The sequence below is a fragment of the Sphaerimonospora thailandensis genome (assembly GCF_016863115.1).
Classification (GTDB): domain Bacteria; phylum Actinomycetota; class Actinomycetes; order Streptosporangiales; family Streptosporangiaceae; genus Sphaerimonospora; species Sphaerimonospora cavernae.
In genome coordinates this window covers 66,523-82,459 of record NZ_BOOG01000029.1, presented here as the reverse complement: position 1 = coordinate 82,459, position 15,937 = coordinate 66,523, and the positions used below count along the sequence as shown (strand labels likewise).

Genomic DNA, 15,937 nt, shown 5'->3' with positions numbered 1-15,937 from the left:
AGACTCATGTGCGAAGACTCAGGAGCCGCCCGGAGAGCCGGTCGGCCGGCAGCGGCGGTGGACATCGTCCAGCCGCTCGGTCAGTCCCTTCCCGTCCAGGTGCTCCAGCAGCGGCACCGCCGCCCTGCGGGTGGTGCGCAGGGCGGTCCTCGCCTGGCCGACCGTGAACGGCTGGGGCAGCGTGGCAAGCAGGGCGGCGGCGCGCTCATCGGCGTCCGGCGGCAGCACGACGCCGTCGGCCACGCGCAGCAGCGCCCCGGCCCGTACGGCCGCCGCCAGCTCGCGTGGTCCCAGGCCCAGCTCGGCCAGGCGTCCGGCCTCCGGCGCCCGGAACGGGCTGCCCGCGAGTTCGGCGAGAAGACGGCGTACGGCCAGGGCCACCGGAGCGGGCAGGCTCCCGGGCCCGCCCACCATCCGGCCGGTCATGATCCGTCCGTCCGCGAGCGTGAGCGGGGGCCGTACGAGCGCCGCGACCAGGCGGTGATCCGGCAGCCCCAGCGCGTGGCGGGCCGCCGCCAGGGGCATCCCCGGCTCCAGCGGGTCGCGGGCGGCGTGACGCCGGACGATCTCGGGAAGCCGGGCGGCGAGACCGGCCCAGTGCTCGGGGTCGGCGTGCCAGTCGGCGAGCACCGGCCGTGTCCGCGGCGGGCAGCCCATCGCGATGAGGTCGCGCTCCCGGAGCAGCAGGTGCGTGCGCAGGAGGGACGCCGCGTCCGCCGACGCGTGAGCGAGCGCGTGCGCCCGCTCCCGGGCAGCGCCGCGGCGGCGCAGTGCCGGCGGGCGCACGTCGAGTACCGTCGCCCCCGCCCGCACCCGCGATACACCGTGTGCGTCGTGCTGCTGCTGCGCGCCGGGGTCGCGCAGCAGCAGCACGTCACCCAGGTGCAGGGGCAGCGGCCGGGCCAGGCGCAACCGTGCCACGCCCGGCCCGAGCGGCCGCACCTGGCACGCCACGGCCGCCGAGCCGACGTGCGCGACGACACTTGCGGGCAGGGCGACCGCGGGGGACACCCGTACGTCGACCAGGTCAGCCGGATACCAGGCATCGGGGGTGACGAGCGCCTGCCCGCGCTCCGGTGCGATCCGCCCGCGCAGGTTGACGGCGACCCGGGCCACCCCGGCGACGGATGTCACCGGCTCCTTCAGCGACTCCATGCCGCGCACCCGCACCCGCTCGCCGTCGAGTTCGAGCTCGTCACCGGTAGAGACGCGGCCCGCCGGGAGGGTCCCCGTCACCACCGTCCCGCTGCCGCGCACCGTGAACGCGCGGTCGATCCACAGCCGCACCGGCGCTTCGATGTCCGGCGCGGGCAGCGCGGCCACCAGCCGGTCCAGCGCCGCGCGCAGCTCGTCCAACCCCTCACCGGTGCGCCCGCTCACCGCCAGCGCCTCCGCCTCGCCCAGCCCGGCCTCCGCTAGGCGGGCCCGCGAGTCCTCCAGGGCGGGAGCGGGGTCGGCGAGGTCGGCGCGCGTGATCGCGAGCAGGCCGAGCCGTACGCCGAGGGTTCGCAGCGCGATCAGGTGTTCCTCCGACTGCGGCATCCACCCCTCGTCGGCGGCGACGACGAACAGCACGGCGGGCACCGGACCGACCCCGGCGAGCGTCGTGCGCAGGAACCGCTCGTGCCCGGGGACGTCGACGAACGCCACCCGTTCGCCGGAGGGCAGGGTCGTCCAGGCGTAGCCCAACTCGATCGTGAGCCCCCGTCGCCGCTCCTCGGCCAGCCGGTCGGGCTCCATCCCGGTGAGTGCCCGCACCAGCGTCGACTTGCCGTGGTCGACGTGTCCCGCGGTGGCGACGACGTGCATCAGGGCCGCCCGCGTCCGCCGGCCGCCGCGAGGACGGCCGTCAGCACCTCGCCGTCGCGGGCCGGGGCGACCATGCGCAGGTCGAGCAGCAGCCGGCCACCCTCGAACCGGCCGACGACCGGCGGATCGCCCGTCCGCAGCGGCACGGCGAGCCGCTCGGGCAGGCTGACCGCCGCGCTCGGCAATCTCACGCCCGGTGCCGCTCCGCCGCCCACGGTCGCCTCGGCCGGTACGGCTCTCGCCTCGATCCCCGCCCGGTGCAGCGCCTCCGCCAGGGCGGCGGCCCGCCGGGCGAGGACGGCCGGTTCGGCGTGCAGCGCCCGGTGCACGGGGGTCTCGGGGCCGCGCAGCGTGGCCTCCAGTGCGGCCAGCGTCAGCTTGTCCACCCGCAGCGCCCTGGCCAGCGGGTGGCGCCTGAGCCGGTCGACGAGGCCGCGGCGGCCGAGCAGCAGGCCGGCCTGGGGCCCGCCGAGCAACTTGTCGCCACTGGCCGTCACCAGGTCGGCGCCGGCGGCGAGCGTGCTCGCGGCATCAGGCTCGCCGGGCAGCAGCGGCTCGCGTCGCAGCAGGCCCGACCCGATGTCCGCGATCACGGGCACGCCGAGCCCGGTCAGCTCCGCCACCTCGACCGAGCCGGTGAAGCCCGCGACCTGGAAGTTCGACGGGTGGACCTTGAGCACGAACCCGGTCCGCGGTCCGATGGCCGCCCGGTAGTCGTCGAGCGTGGTGCGGTTGGTCGCGCCCACCTCGCGCAGCCGGGCACCGGTGGAAACCAGCAGGTCGGGGATCCGGAACCCGTCCCCGATCTCCACCATTTCGCCGCGGCTGATCACGATCTCCCGTCCGGCGGCGAGCGCGGTGGCCGCCAGCACGAGAGCGGCCGCGTTGTTGTTGACGACGTGCACGTCCTCGGCGGCCGGCACCGCCCGGGCGAGGGACTCGAGCGCGCCGCGTCCCCTGCGCGCCCGCGCCCCGCCCGTCAGGTCGAACTCCACGTCGGTCGCCCCGGCGGCGGCCGTGACCGCCTCGACGGCGGCCGGGGACAGCGGCGCCCGGCCCAGGTTGGTGTGCAGCAGCACACCGGTCATGTTGATCACCGGCCGGAGGCTCGTGGGATGCGGCGGCAGCACGGCCAGGGCGGCGTCCGTCACACACTCCGGGCCGATCTCGCCCTGCCGTACCCGCTGCTGGGCGCGCGCGACGGCGTCCTTGACCACCGCGCGGCCGAGCCGCTCCGTCAGGGCGGCCAGCCGGGCATCGGCCAGGACGGCGTCGGTGCGCGGCACCCGCCTTCGTGGATCCACGCGGAGGTGGACGGGAATCGAACCCGCCAGGCCGAGAGCCTCGGCCTCGTCGGTTTTGAAGACCGCGGGGGCCACCAGGCGCCCAGACACCTCCAAGAGCAGCGGACGTCCAGGAGAACCGGAACTCCGCGTGGAAATCTAACCGGAGCCGGTTGGCCAGGTCACGGCACCGCCCGGCGCGGCGCGTCGTACGCGGCGTGCTGTGCGAGGGATATTCGGGCTGGGAACCCACCTCCCACGGGCGCGGCGGATCGGAGAGACGATGACGGCGACGGAGAGGGACACGACGCGGCTGACCCGGCATGCGCGCGGAGGCGGGTGCGCCTGCAAGATCCCGCCAGGCGAGCTGGAGAGCATCGTGGCCGACCTGCTCGCACCGCAACCGGCGGATCCCCACGGGCCTGGGTCCTCCCGGCCGTCTCGGCTCGCGGCCCGGCCCTCCTCGGACGGGCTCACGCCGCCTTCGCCGAACGGCGAGCTGGTCATCGGGCTCGACGACGGAGACGACGCGGCGGTGGTCCGTGTCGAAGGCGGCCGGGCGATCGTCGCGACCGCCGACTTCTTCACCCCCGTGGTGGACGATCCGTACGACTGGGGGCGGATCGCCGCGACCAACGCGCTGTCGGACGTGTACGCCGTCGGCGGCACACCCGTCGTGGCGGTGAACCTGCTCGCCTGGCCACGTCAGACGCTCCCGACGGACCTCGCCCGCGCGGTGCTGCGCGGCGGTCTCGACGTCGCCCGAATCGCCGGGTGCCACGTGGCGGGCGGCCACAGCGTCGACGGCCCCGAGCCGATGTACGGCATGGCGGTCACCGGCCTGGCCGATCCCGAGCGGCTGCTGCGCATCGACGAGGGCCGGCCGGGGATGCCGATCTCGCTCACCAAGCCGCTCGGCGTCGGCGTCCTGAACACCAGGCACAAGGCGACCGGCGAGGTGTTCCCCCAGGCGATCGAGGCGATGACGACCCTGAACCGGGACGCGTCGCTGGCGGCCCTGGCCGCCGGGGCCCGGTGCGCCACCGACGTGACCGGGTTCGGCCTGCTCGGCCACCTGTACAAACTGGCCAGGGCGAGCGGGGTCACCGCGCTGGTCGACGTCGCGGCCGTGCCGTACCTGGAGGGGGCCCGCGAGGCGGTGCGCGACGGCCACGTCAGTGGCGGCACCCGCCGCAACCTGGCCTGGGTGGCGCCCCACCTCGACGCGAGCCGGTTCGGCGAGGAGGATCTGCTCCTGCTGGCCGACGCCCAGACTTCCGGCGGCCTGCTCGTCGCGGGGGAGATCCCCGGCGCGCCGGTCGTCGGCGAGCTCGTCCCGAGAGAGTCCGCTGCGCTGCGGCTGATCTGAAGGACTGACCTGAAGGGGGCCGGCCTGGGATCAATCTCCCGCCGCCACGCGCCGCCGCTGCGGGACGACCGTGTACTTCGGGTCGGCGGCGGAGCCGCGTCCGGCTTCGAGCACGCCGAACCGGGTGCACAGCGCGCCGGCCGTGATGGCGAGTCCGGACAGCGCGGTGAGCGCCCGGCTGCGCCCGGCCACCGCGGCGAGCAGACCGCCGGCGAGGGTCAACGCCCGGGACGCCTTCATCAGCCTGCCCGCCCTGCCCAGCCGGTACGGCTCGCCGACCAGGCCGAGACGGCGTTCCATCAGCATGCCCGCGGCCGTCTCGGCGGCGGCGCCCGCGACGGCGGCGACGCGGGCGGGCCCGGCCTCGGCCCGGGGGGTGGTCAGCATGAGGGCCGCGCCCGCCGAGGCGAGCGCGCTTCCCGCGAACAGGAACGGCAGTTCGCACAGGGCCTCGTGCCAGGCCGGCACCGCGGTGTCGGCCAGGAGCACGGCGGTGTAGGTCGCCATCACGGGCCCGGTCACCGCGCCGCCCGCGGTCGCCGCGCGCCCGACAGCCGGCAGGACGCCGGTCACGGCGCAGGCGGCGCCGATCGCCGTCAGGCCGCCGTGCGCGGCCAGCGTCCAGGAGCCGACGCTCATCGGCGAGGTCGGTTTGAACAACCTCAGCATGTTGAGGAAGCGCTCCGGCCTGCCCAGCTCGGTGATGAGGAGGACGGATCCCACACCCGCCCCGGCGGCGGCGGCCACCCGCGCGGCGAGCGCGAGCCGGTCGTGCCCGGTGACGCGTGCCACGGCGGCCATCACCGAGGCCGCCCCCGACATGCCGCCCAGATAGAGATAGACCGGCATGTGCGGCTCGTGCCAGACGGGCGCCTTGATGACCGGCCGGCCGTAGTAGGACCGGAACTCGGCCTCCGGCACCGTCTCGTCCCGCCGCTTCGGCACGTCAGTTCCTCCTCAGGAAGCAGGCGGCCACGCCCGCGGCCAGGGCGAGTGCTGCGCCGCCGGCCCACCGCCACATGGCGGGCAGGTCCCGCGTGGTCACCACCGGATCCGGCGGCAGGCCGTACGTCTCGGGCGCGTCCAGCAGCAGGAAGAACGCACCGGTTCCGCCGACGCCGTCGCCGGTGCTCTCGCCGTACAGCCGGGCCTCGGTCACGCCGTCGGCGCGCAGTCGCCCGACCCGCTCCTCGGCGCGCTCGCGCAACTCGTCCAGCGGCCCGAACTGGATCGACTCGGTCGGGCACGCCTTGGCGCAGGCCGGCTCCAGCCCGCCGCGCAGCCGGTCGTAGCAGAGCGTGCACTTCCACGCCCGGCCGTCCCCCCGCCGGCGGTCGATGACTCCGTACGGGCAGGCCGGGACGCAGTAGCCGCAGCCGTTGCAGACGTCGGGCTGGACGACGACCGTGTCGAACTCGGTGCGGAACAGCGCGCCCGTGGGACAGACGTCCAGGCAGGCCGCATGCGTGCAGTGCTTGCACACGTCGGACGACATCAGCCACCGGCCGTCCTGCTCGACGAACGCCACGTGCCGCCAGGTGTCCGCGCCGAGCGACCCGGTGTTGTCGTAGGAGGTGGCCAGGAAGACGAAACCGTCGTCGGGCACCTCGTTCCACTCCTTGCACGCCACCTCGCACGCCTTGCACCCGATGCAGATGCTCGTGTCGGTGAAGAAGCCGTACCTATGTGGTGCTACGTCCGTCACGGGAAGCCCTCGAATGATGAGTGTCCGAGTTTCTGCCCAGACCTGGGAGAACGCTGAGGCGTCTCTGCCCGGGTCGGAGCGGGACAAAACTTTCAACGGCCGTCGTGACGGACTCGGTGACAAATTCCCCTGACAACGCGAACGGCCCCAAGCCGGTGCTCGAACACCTGCTCAGGGCCTTGATCCCCCACCTGCATCAACCAGGAGAGGACCCATGAACGACGTTAGTATCAGTCCCGAGCCGGATGACATCTCCGTGTTGATCATCGAGGCGGAGGCCTTTCTGGCCAACCAGCAGTCGGCGCAGCCCGTACCCCGTCGTGGAGGAACCATCGCCGGCCCGATTTTCCGGCCCGGCGTGGGGCGCGTCCTACTGGTGGGACAGCCTGGCGTCAATCGCGTCGAGTCGCTCCAGGATCCGGCCGAGTACCTCGGTGTGCTTGGTGAGGATCTCGCTCTGCTGTGCCTGGGTAGCCTGAAGGTCCCGGACATCGGCGTGCGTCTCCTGCACGATGCGGTAGGTCTCAGAGATCGCTACACCGGCCATCGCGTCCTGGCGGGCCCGCAGTGTACGAACCTCTTCCTCCAGGCGCGCGGTTCGCTCGGCCTCGGCCGCCAGCACGGCAACCCGCGACTCCAGGTAGGTCAAGCGTTCCTCCATGGTGTTCGCCATGAGTCGATGGTAGACGCACCGGGCGACATCCGCAGGCCTGGTCGATTCTCCGGACCGACGTGCGGGGGGGCCGAGGGGTTCCATCTGTGCGTCAGGTGGCTCCCCTCGGCCTTGCGCAAGGGTCATCCGCTCAGCCACGCCGATACCTCTCGATGAGTTCGAGCAGCGCCGTGCCCGTTGGCCGCCTGCCCGGCAGCACATCGCACGTGCCGGCCTTGCTCTCCTGGATGAACACGTTCGGGTCGAGCACGATCGGGATCAGATCGTTGACCACGTCGCCGGTCGCCAGCCCGCGATACCCCCAGTGGTAGGGCAGGACCACCTGGTGCACGGTCGCCTGTTGCTCGGTCGCCTGTTGCTCGGTTGTACCGCGCAGCCGGATCGGCCTGACCCGTTCGGTCACCAGCACCCGCGTCTCGATCGCGGCGCGCGCGGTCACGATCGTCGCCCAGCCGCCGTTGACCAGCCCCACCTCGGCGGCGAGCTCGGGCGACACCTCGCAGAACGGCTCCGGCTGCAGCTCGGTCAGATACGGCAGGGTCCGGCTCATCGCGCCGGAGGTGTGGTGCTCGGTGAGCCGGCTGGTCGTGAACACGTACGGGAACCGCGACGAGAGCGGCGGGTTGTACGGATTGTCGCGCCGGTGGAAGACGCGCCGGGCGGGGTTGGCCCGGGTGCCGTACAAGGTGTTGCGCACCGGCGACTCGTGCGGCTCGTAGTGCACGGGCAGCGGCCCGTCGGACAGCCCGGACGGCACGTAGAGCCAGCCCCTGCCGTCCGACTGCATGATGAACGGGTCGGTCCCGCGCAGCGCCGCCTCGGCCTTCGCCCCCTCCGGGGGTTCGTAGCCCGGCGGTTTGTCCTCCTCGAAGTCCGGCACGTCGGCCCCGGTCCACACACCGCGGTCCGCGTCCCACCAGACGTACCGCTTGCGCTCGCTCCACGGCCGGCCCTCCGGATCGGCGGAGGCCCGGTTGTAGAGGATGCGCCGGTTGGCGGGCCAGGCCCAGCCCCACTCCGGCGCGACCCGCGACTGCTCCCGCCCCGGCCTGCGCCGGGCGGCCTGGTTCACCTCATCGGCGTACACCCCGCAGTAGATCCAGCAGCCGCAGCTCGTCGACCCGTCCGGCCGCAGCTCCCTGATGTGCGAGAGCGCCCGGCCGCCTGGCCCGATGCCGCCGATCTCGCGCAGCACGGCCCGCGCCGAGGGCTCGCGAAGCGCCCCCTCCTCGGGGTAGTCCCAGGTCAGCTCGCGCACCGGCCGGTCGATCTCGTCGTCGGTCAGCCGCTCCCTGATCCGCCTGCCCAGGTGGTAGAAGAACCACAGGTCGCTGCGGCAGTCGCCCGGCGGGTCGAGCGCCTTCTCCCGCCACTGCAGCAGCCGCTGGGTGTTGGTGAACGTGCCCTCCTTCTCCACGTGGCTCGCGGCGGGCAGGAAGAACACCTCGGTGCCGATCTCGCCGGGGTGCGGCCCCCCGGTCTCGATCTCCGGGGCGTCCTGCCAGAACGTCGCGGTCTCCACCAGGGTGAGGTCCCGTACGACCAGCCAGTCGAGGTTGGCCAGACCGAGGCGCTGCGCCCTGCCGTTCGCCGATCCGACCGCCGGGTTCTCACCGATGACGAAGTAGCCCTTGACCGTGCCGTCGATCTGGCCCATCACGGTCGCGTAGTGCCCGTGGTCGCCGGTGAGCCGCGGCAGGTGGTCGAAGCAGAAGTCGTTCTCCTCTGTCGCCGCGTCGCCCCACCACGCCTTCAGCAGGCTGACCACGTAGGCGCGCCGGTTCCCCCAGAAGCCGGTGTCGGCGCCCTCCCCGCGGATGTAGTCGTCCAGGTCGTCGTGCCGGTGGGCGTGCGGCATCGCGATGTACCCCGGCAGCAGGTTGAACAGTGTCGGGACGTCCGTGGAGCCCTGGATGTTCGCGTGGCCGCGCAGGGACAGGATCCCGCCGCCCGGACGGCCCATGTTGCCCAGCAGGAGCTGCAGGATCGAGGCCGCGCGGATGAACTGCACCCCGGTCGTGTGCTGGGTCCAGCCCACCGAGTACACCCAGGCCGTGGTGCGCTCCCGGCCGGAGTTGGCGGTGATCGCCTCGGCCAGCTCGGCGAACTGTGCGGCGGAGATCCCGCACAGCTCCTCGACCAGGTCAGCGGTGTAACGGGAGAAATGCCGCCTGAGGATCTGGTAGACGCAGCGCGGGTGGCGCAGCGTCGGGTCCGCAGGCGGGCGGGCGCTCGCCCCGGCCCCGCGGGCGCCATAGGAGTCGGAACCGGCCGCCTCCGCGTGGGCCAGACCGCCCTCGCTCAACATGCGCATCCGCCCCACGTCGCCTTCGTACGCCCAGGAGGACGGGTCGTACCTGCCCGTCTCCGGGTCGTAGCCGGAGAACAGGCCGTCGAGGTCCTCGGTGTCCCGGAACTCCGCATTGATGATCGTCGCCGCGTTCGTGTACGCGAGGACGTACTCGCGGAAGTCGAGCCCGCCCGTGAGCACGTGGTTGATCAGCGCCCCGAGCAGCACGATGTCGGACCCGGCCCGGATCGGCAGGTAGCGGTCGACGGACGCGCTGGTCCGGCTGAACCTCGGATCGATGTGGAACACCTTCGCACCGCGCAGCCGGGCCTCCGTCACCCACTGGAACCCCACCGGGTGGCATTCGGCCATGTTGGAGCCCTGGATGACGATGCAGTCGGACTCCGCCAGGTCCTGCTGGAACGTGGACGCGCCGCCACGCCCGAAGCTGGTCCCCAGACCGGGGACGGTGGAGGAGTGTCAAATGCGCGCCTGGTTCTCGACCTGGACCGCGCCCAGGGCGGTGTAGAGCTTCTTGATCAGATAGTTCTCCTCGACGTCGAGCGTCGCCCCGCCCAGATGCGCGATGCCCGTCGTCCGCCTGACCGTCCTGCCGTCACGCGTCTGCTGCCAGGTCTCCCGCCGGGTGCGGACCACCCTGTCGGCGATCATGTCCATGGCCGTCTCGAGGTCGAGCGGTTCCCAGCCCGTGCCGTACGGCCGGCGGTAGAGGACCTGCGTCGCGCGGCCGGAATGGGTCACGAGCTGCTTGCTCGCCGAGCCCTTGGGGCAGAGCCGGCCGCGGGAGATCGGCGAGTCCGGATCGCCCTCGATCTGGGTGACCCTGCCGTCCTCGACGTAGACGAGCTGACCGCAGCCGACCGCGCAGTAGGGGCAGACCGACCGGGCGACCGTGTCGGCCCGCTCGACCCGCGGCCGCAGCGCGTCGGTCCGCGCCGAGCGCGCCGCCTCCCGCCTGCCGTCCTCTCCCCGCAGCTGCCGCACCAACGGCCAGCGGGAGACCCAGCCACCTGCCACGATGTCTCTAGTCCCCGCGGCCTGTCCGGTTCAATCACCGCAGGTGTGCGAGCAGCCGGTCGAGCGGCCAGGTGTTGACCACGTCGTCGGGGGTGAGCCAGGCCCGCTGGGCGATCCCGACGCCGAACCGCTGGTGTGCCAGGTGCGGGATCGCGTGGGAGTCGCTGTCGATCGAGAACTTCACCCCGTGGTGACGGGCGAGCCGTACCAGATCGGAGGGCAGGTCGGCCCGGTCGGGGTAGGAGTCGATCTCCATGATCGTGCCGGTGCGGGCCGCGGCGCGGAAGACCTCGTCCCAGTCGGCGTCCACCGGCGGCCGTTTGCCGATCTTGCGGGTGGTGGGGTGCCCGATGATGTGCACGTGCGGGTTCTCGCAGGCGGCGATGAAGCGACGGGTCATCTCCTCGCGTGACTGGTTGAAGTGCGAGTGCACTGAGGCGACGCAGACGTCGAAGCCCGCCAGGATCTCGCCGGGCCAGTCCACCGAGCCGTCCGGGGCGATGTTCAGCTCGGTGCCGTGCAGCAACCGCATATCCGGATATTTCGTTTGAAGGTCGGCGATCTGAGCACGCTGGGCGAGGGCCTTGTCGAGCGTCATCCGCTGCATGACCAGGTCCGGAGCATGATCGGTGATCGCGTAGTAGGAATGGCCGCACCGCGCGGCCGCGGCCACCATGTCCTCCAGCGAGGCGATGCCGTCGGTCAGATCGGTGTGCGTGTGCAGGTCGCCCCGCAGGTCGGCGAGTTCGACCAGCCGGGGCAGCGCGCCGCGCAGCGCGGCGGCGATCTCGCCGCCGTCCTCACGCAGCGTCGGCGGGATCCACCGCATGCCGAGCGCGTCGTAGACGTCCTCCTCGGTCTCCGAGACGATCAGGTGATCCTCACCGTCGAACAGGCCGTACTCGGAGAGCTTCCAGCCCTTCTTGACGGCCATCTCCCGGATGCGGACGTTGTGCTCCTTGCTGCCGGTGAAATAGATCATCGCGGCGCCCCACGACTCGGCGGGCACCACCCGCAGGTCCACCTGCAGCCCCCGGTCGGTCCGTACCGAGGTCTTCCGCTCGCCCTTCGCGATCACCTCGGTGACGTACGGCTGTCGGGCGAACAGGTCCATCAGGCTCGGCGGGCCGACCGCCAGGATGTCGATGTCGCCGATCGTCTCGCGCATCCTGCGCAGCGAGCCGGCGTAGGCGATCCGCTCGGCGGGCAGTGAGGCGATCACCCGCTCGGCCAGGTCCATGGCGATGCCGAGGTGGACCCGGCCGCCCGACAGCTCCAACTGCTCGACCCCCTTGAGCAGGTTCTCCTCGGTCTTGGGGCCGAAACCCCTCAGCCCGGCCAGCCGGCCGTCTCTGATCGCGTCGGCCAGCGCGGCCGGTGAGTCGATCCCGAGCTCCTCGAACAGGAAAAGCGCGCGTTTGGGCCCGAGTGACGGGACCCTCGTCAGCTCGCGCACCCCCTCGGGCACCCGGCCGCGCAGGTCGTCGAGTTGGCGGAAGCTTCCCCGTGCCAGGAACTCCTCGACCTTCTTGGCGATGGCCTCGCCCACGCCGGGGATCTTGCGGATGTCGGCGTGCCGCAGGTCCTCGGGGAAGCCGGCGATGGACTTCGCCGCCTTCTGATAACTCCGCACCCGGAACGCGTCGCCGCCGCTCAGTGCGAACAGCTCGGCGTACTCCTGCAGCGCCGCCGCCGCCTCGTCGTTCACCCGTCCCATGAATTCAGCGTAAGTGGGCGCGACCGAGGGAGGACGAGATTATGCTCGGTCTAGACAGCCTGGACAGAAGGGGTGCCTGATGAATGGGTGGCAGGTTCAGGAAGCGAAACAGCGCTTCAGCGAGGTCATCCGGCGTGCGGTGAGCGAAGGCCCTCAGGTGGTCACCCGACACGGAGAGGAGGTGGCAGTGGTGATCGACATTGCCGAATACCACCGGCTCAAAGGCGATACTCCCGACTTCCGGGATTTCCTCCTGTCGGACCCGGACTGGGATGATGACATCGATTTTCCCCGCAACAGGGATCTGCCCCGAGAGGTCGACTTCGGATGAGGGGCATCGGCTACCTGCTCGACACGAATGTGATCTCCGAAGTGCGCAAGCGAAACGGGAGCGCACAGGTGAAGGGGTGGATCGCCGAGGCCAATGGACCCACGCTGTATCTCAGCAGTCTGTCGGTCGGAGAGATCCGGCGGGGCATTGAATCACGGAGACGTACCGACCCCAAGCAGGCGGTGGCGCTGGAACGGTGGCTGCACGGGCTCCACCTGCAGTTCCGTGACCGCATCGTCCCCGTAACCCCGGCGGTGGCCGATGAGTGGGGCAGGCTCAACGCCCTACGGACGCTGCCGACCATGGACGGTCTGATCGCGGCGACCGCCAGAGTGAACGGCTGGACCCTGGTCAGCCGCAATGTCAAGGATTTTTTGGGCACCGGCGTGTCGGTAATCAATCCTTTTGAACCGATCGCTCCATAACGCGTAGGCGCCGGCTCGCAGCGCGGTCAGACCCGGGAGAACGGCTCGGCGTAGGTGAACAGACCGCGGGGCGGTGGGGCGGGCCCGTCGAACACGCGCGCCTGGAAATAGGGTCCCCAGGCGGGCACCGGGGGCGTGACGCCGTGCTCTTCCGCAGCGGCGAAACCGAACCGCGAGTAGTAGCCGGGATCGCCGAGCAGCGCCACGAGCGGTTCCCCGAGGGCCTCGGCCGCCCCGAGCGCGGCGTGCATCAGCGCGGATCCCACGCCACGGCCCTGGTGGTCTGGACGCACGCTCAGCGGTCCGAGGCCCAGCGCCGGGACCGGGCCGACGTGGCCGCGGCTGCACACCACGTGCCCGACGACGTCCCCGGCGGGGGAGACCGCGACGAGCGAGAGGCCGGGCAGCCAGCCCTTGTCGGCACGCAACTCGTCGACCAGTACCGCCTCGACGGGCACCCGGCCGGGCTCCTTTCCGAAGGCGGCGGCGGTCACGGCGCGGATGGCACCGACGTCTGCGGGAGTCTCCCGGCGGATCAGCATGCGCCCAGCCTGCCGCTCATCGCGGCCCCCGGGCAACCCGGTTTCTTCCCGCCGGGATCGTCGTCACATCTGGACGGGACGGGGGAGATAGGGCTCCTCCAGGTAGGCGATCTCCTTGTCGGTGAGCGCGAGGTCCACGGCGGCGAGCGCGTCGTCCACGTGATGCTCCTTGGTCGCGCCCACGATCGGGGCGGTGATGCCGGGCCGGCTCAGCAGCCAGGCCATGGCGACGGTCGCGGGCGCGACACCGCGCTCGGCCGCCGTCCGCGCCACCCGCTCCAGGATCGCGGCCTCGCCGTATCGGCCGTCTGCGTCGCCGTAGAGCTGCCGCTGCCGTGCCCCGTCCCCCGTCTGGCGACTGGTGTCGGAGGCCACGCCGGCCCGGGCCAGCAAGCCCCGCGCGAGCGGGCTCCACGGGATCAGCCCGACCCCCTGGTCGAGGCAGAGCGGGACCATCTCCCGCTCCTCCTCGCGATAGAGGAGGTTGTAATGACCCTGCATCGTGACGAAACTGGTCCAGCCGTGCATATCGGCCGTGTGCTGCGCCTTGGCGAACTGCCAGGCGAACATGCTGGAGGCGCCGATGTAGCGGGCCTTGCCCGCCCGGACGACGTCGTGCAGCGCCTCCATCGTCTCCTCGATCGGCGTCTCCTCGTCCCAGCGGTGGATCTGGTAGAGGTCCACGTGGTCGGTGCCCAGGCGGGTCAGTGAGGCGTCGATCGCCGACAGGATGTGCTTGCGCGACAGGCCGCGGTCGTTCTGGGCGTCGCCCATCGGAAAGTAGACCTTGGTGGCCAGCACGTAGTCGTCGCGGCGGGGGAAGATCTTGCGGAGCAGGCTGCCGGTGATCTCCTCGCTGACGCCGCGCGAGTACATGTCGGCGGTGTCGAAGAACGTCACGCCGCCGTCGGCGGCCCTGCGGACGATGGGTTCGGCGCGCTGCTCATCGAGAAGCCACTCCATCATGGCCGGGTCGCCGTAGCTCATCATGCCGAGGCAGATCCTGCTGACCTTCAGACCGGTGTTGCCGAGCCGTACGTAATCCATGCGGATCACCCTATCCAGCGACGGATCGCCATGGCCGAGCCGCAGACGATCTCGGCCGGTCACTGAGTCGTCGAGACTGAATGTGTCCGATTGGATGCCCTATGTGAGAAATATTGGCATTGATGTGTTGATCTTGATATTCAATCCGCTTTTCGGCGACCGTGAAGGCTATTCCGTAAACGCTGAGAAAATGAGGTCGTATTGTCTCGTGCGTGTTATGTGTTTACCTGTTCCTGGTGTCAAGGTCGGCGTCCGGATATCTCCATCGGGGTATCTCCAGCGCGCATCGCCGGGAAAGCGATGGCTGTGTACGTATTAACATCAAAGGGGAGCATCAATTGATTCTTCCTGGAAGCGGGTCGGTTGCCGGGCCGCTTACCGGTCGCTGTCGCCGCAAGTCCGCCGTAATCTTGATGGCGGCGGTGGCGATGGCGGCAGCGGGATTTCTGCCCGCGAATGCCACGACGCAACATGAAATGGTGAAGGACCGTGCCGGTCGGTTGAGTGCGCCGGACAAGAATCTGGCTCCTCTCATGGCCTCGCAACTCCTCTCACATCACCCCTGCGGTAAGCGGGCTGGTTGTAAGCCGGGCCGGCGCGGGCCGAAGGGGCGACGCGGCCCGCGCGGCTCCCGGGGTCCCCGTGGGCTTCCCGGTCCGCCAGGTCCGCCCGGCCCGGACGGCCCGCGTGGGGCTCCGGGTGCTCCCGGTGTGCAAGGCCCGACGGGTCCGCAAGGTCTTGCGGGTCCGCCCGGTCTGCAGGGTCCGCTGGGTATTCGTGGGCTTCCGGGTCCGCCCGGTCTGCAGGGTCCATTCGGTCCTCGTGGGCTCGCGGGCCCGCCCGGTGTGCAGGGTCCGTTCGGTTCGCGCGGGCTTGCCGGTGCTGCTGGTACTCAGGGTCCGGTCGGTGTCCGTGGGCTCGCGGGTGCTGCTGGTACTCAGGGTCCGGTCGGTGTCCGTGGGCTCGCGGGCCCGCCCGGCGTGCAGGGCCCGATCGGTTCACGTGGACTTGCCGGTCCGCCCGGTGTACAGGGGGTGCCGGGTGCCCAGAGCCGGCAGCGCGAGCAGGGTGCGATGGGAGTCGACGGCTCAGTAGAGGGCGACGTCGGGATCGACACGCCTTATATCGACACGCCTTATAGGGAAACGGCAAGCCCATTCGATATGCGCCTGGGAGACGGCCGAAGCGTGATCGGGAACCCGGGGGCACTACCGCATCGGTATGGCCGCTCATTCCAGCTGGCCATACCGGAAATATCATCGGATCCTCTCCCGAGGTGATAGGAGACTCTCCGCACGACACCGCGCTGAACCGGGCCGGTCGACTCGCGCAGACCACATGCGGGCTCATCCCGACACCCGGCAGCGTCTGTTGACCGACGTTCGTCGCGTCCATGACGGCGTCGACATCTGCAGTGGGCTCGCGGGACCCGTGAAGGCCTCGTCCCGGCGTGGGGAACGAGGCCTTCTGTGGTGCTCCGTCCGCGATGATGCTCCCTCGCGGGCGGAGTGATCTGTCCGGCGCGTGGAGGTCAGCGACGGTGAGAGCGACACCGGGCCGCTCTCGACGACGATGCGCGCTGACAAGGCCACGGATTCGGGTAATTCGCCTCCAAGGCCCGAAATGTGGACGGGCGTCGGCCGCCGAGCCATCCAGGGAAAAGTGTGTTTTTGCCGACAAACCCATTTTCGATGGATGGTGACATCCA

Annotated in this window: 12 protein-coding genes and 1 tRNA gene; 3 read left to right on the top strand and 10 right to left on the bottom strand. The window is 71.2% G+C overall.

The window, feature by feature from the left end; genetic code table 11:
- Positions 1-18 precede the first annotated feature (18 nt).
- The 3 genes from selB to Mth01_RS16530 form a co-directional block, all read right to left on the bottom strand.
- A complete protein-coding gene (gene selB / locus Mth01_RS16540) occupies positions 19-1,809 on the bottom strand; it encodes a selenocysteine-specific translation elongation factor (protein WP_204016754.1) in 1,791 nt (596 codons plus the stop codon).
- Positions 1,809-3,113 carry an L-seryl-tRNA(Sec) selenium transferase gene (selA, locus tag Mth01_RS16535; RefSeq protein ID WP_204016753.1) on the bottom strand — a complete coding sequence of 435 codons (1,305 nt, stop codon included), beginning with the start codon at positions 3,111-3,113 and terminating at the stop codon, positions 1,809-1,811. Before selA ends, selB begins: the two co-directional genes overlap by 1 nt.
- Positions 3,114-3,207, bottom strand: a tRNA-Sec gene (locus Mth01_RS16530).
- 168 nt (positions 3,208-3,375) lie between these two features.
- On the opposite strand from Mth01_RS16530, the gene selD reads away from it, so the two are divergent.
- Positions 3,376-4,461 carry a selenide, water dikinase SelD gene (gene selD, locus Mth01_RS16525; RefSeq protein WP_204016752.1) on the top strand — a complete coding sequence of 362 codons (1,086 nt, stop codon included), beginning with the start codon at positions 3,376-3,378 and terminating at the stop codon, positions 4,459-4,461.
- Positions 4,462-4,491: 30 nt separating this feature from the next.
- Here selD and nrfD read toward each other — a convergent pair whose 3' ends face one another.
- From nrfD to polX, 5 genes are all read right to left on the bottom strand, one after another.
- The gene (nrfD, locus tag Mth01_RS16520; RefSeq protein ID WP_239089730.1) at positions 4,492-5,406 is read right to left on the bottom strand and encodes an NrfD/PsrC family molybdoenzyme membrane anchor subunit; all 915 of its coding nucleotides are present in this window, start codon (positions 5,404-5,406) and stop codon (positions 4,492-4,494) included.
- A 1-nt stretch (position 5,407) separates the two neighbouring features.
- Positions 5,408-6,166 (bottom strand): 4Fe-4S dicluster domain-containing protein, encoded by a 759-nt coding sequence (locus Mth01_RS16515; protein ID WP_204016751.1) that lies wholly within the window; start codon positions 6,164-6,166, stop codon positions 5,408-5,410.
- Positions 6,167-6,536: 370 nt separating this feature from the next.
- Positions 6,537-6,839 (bottom strand): hypothetical protein, encoded by a 303-nt coding sequence (locus Mth01_RS16510; RefSeq protein ID WP_204016750.1) that lies wholly within the window; start codon positions 6,837-6,839, stop codon positions 6,537-6,539.
- Between the two features lie 130 nt (positions 6,840-6,969).
- Entirely contained in the window at positions 6,970-10,170 is a 3,201-nt protein-coding gene (fdh, locus tag Mth01_RS16505) for a formate dehydrogenase (protein ID WP_239089734.1), read from the bottom strand.
- A 31-nt stretch (positions 10,171-10,201) separates the two neighbouring features.
- Entirely contained in the window at positions 10,202-11,884 is a 1,683-nt protein-coding gene (gene polX / locus Mth01_RS16500) for a DNA polymerase/3'-5' exonuclease PolX (protein WP_204016749.1), read from the bottom strand.
- Between the two features lie 79 nt (positions 11,885-11,963).
- Here polX and Mth01_RS16495 point away from each other — a divergent pair, with 79 nt between their 5' ends.
- Positions 11,964-12,215 carry a type II toxin-antitoxin system Phd/YefM family antitoxin gene (locus tag Mth01_RS16495; RefSeq protein WP_204016748.1) on the top strand — a complete coding sequence of 84 codons (252 nt, stop codon included), beginning with the start codon at positions 11,964-11,966 and terminating at the stop codon, positions 12,213-12,215.
- The gene (locus Mth01_RS16490) at positions 12,212-12,640 is read left to right on the top strand and encodes a type II toxin-antitoxin system VapC family toxin (RefSeq protein ID WP_204016747.1); all 429 of its coding nucleotides are present in this window, start codon (positions 12,212-12,214) and stop codon (positions 12,638-12,640) included. The genes Mth01_RS16495 and Mth01_RS16490 overlap by 4 nt, the downstream gene beginning before the upstream one ends.
- A gap of 26 nt (positions 12,641-12,666) precedes the next feature.
- Here Mth01_RS16490 and Mth01_RS16485 read toward each other — a convergent pair whose 3' ends face one another.
- Positions 12,667-13,182, bottom strand: coding sequence for a GNAT family N-acetyltransferase (locus Mth01_RS16485; protein ID WP_204016746.1), 516 nt, complete (start codon positions 13,180-13,182; stop codon positions 12,667-12,669).
- A 63-nt stretch (positions 13,183-13,245) separates the two neighbouring features.
- Positions 13,246-14,229 carry an aldo/keto reductase gene (locus tag Mth01_RS16480; protein ID WP_204016745.1) on the bottom strand — a complete coding sequence of 328 codons (984 nt, stop codon included), beginning with the start codon at positions 14,227-14,229 and terminating at the stop codon, positions 13,246-13,248.
- Positions 14,230-15,937 lie beyond the last annotated feature (1,708 nt).

Excerpts from the sequence above, each read along its gene's own strand:
- selB (WP_204016754.1), bottom strand. The coding sequence starts at position 1,809 with ATGCACGTCGTCGCCACCGCGGGACACGTCGACCACGGCAAGTCGACG.
- selD (WP_204016752.1), top strand. The coding sequence starts at position 3,376 with ATGACGGCGACGGAGAGGGACACGACGCGGCTGACCCGGCATGCGCGC.
- Mth01_RS16510 (WP_204016750.1), bottom strand. The coding sequence starts at position 6,839 with ATGGCGAACACCATGGAGGAACGCTTGACCTACCTGGAGTCGCGGGTT.
- polX (WP_204016749.1), bottom strand. The coding sequence starts at position 11,884 with ATGGGACGGGTGAACGACGAGGCGGCGGCGGCGCTGCAGGAGTACGCC.
- Mth01_RS16495 (WP_204016748.1), top strand. The coding sequence starts at position 11,964 with ATGAATGGGTGGCAGGTTCAGGAAGCGAAACAGCGCTTCAGCGAGGTC.
- Mth01_RS16490 (WP_204016747.1), top strand. The coding sequence starts at position 12,212 with ATGAGGGGCATCGGCTACCTGCTCGACACGAATGTGATCTCCGAAGTG.
- Mth01_RS16485 (WP_204016746.1), bottom strand. The coding sequence starts at position 13,182 with ATGCTGATCCGCCGGGAGACTCCCGCAGACGTCGGTGCCATCCGCGCC.
- Mth01_RS16480 (WP_204016745.1), bottom strand. The coding sequence starts at position 14,229 with ATGGATTACGTACGGCTCGGCAACACCGGTCTGAAGGTCAGCAGGATC.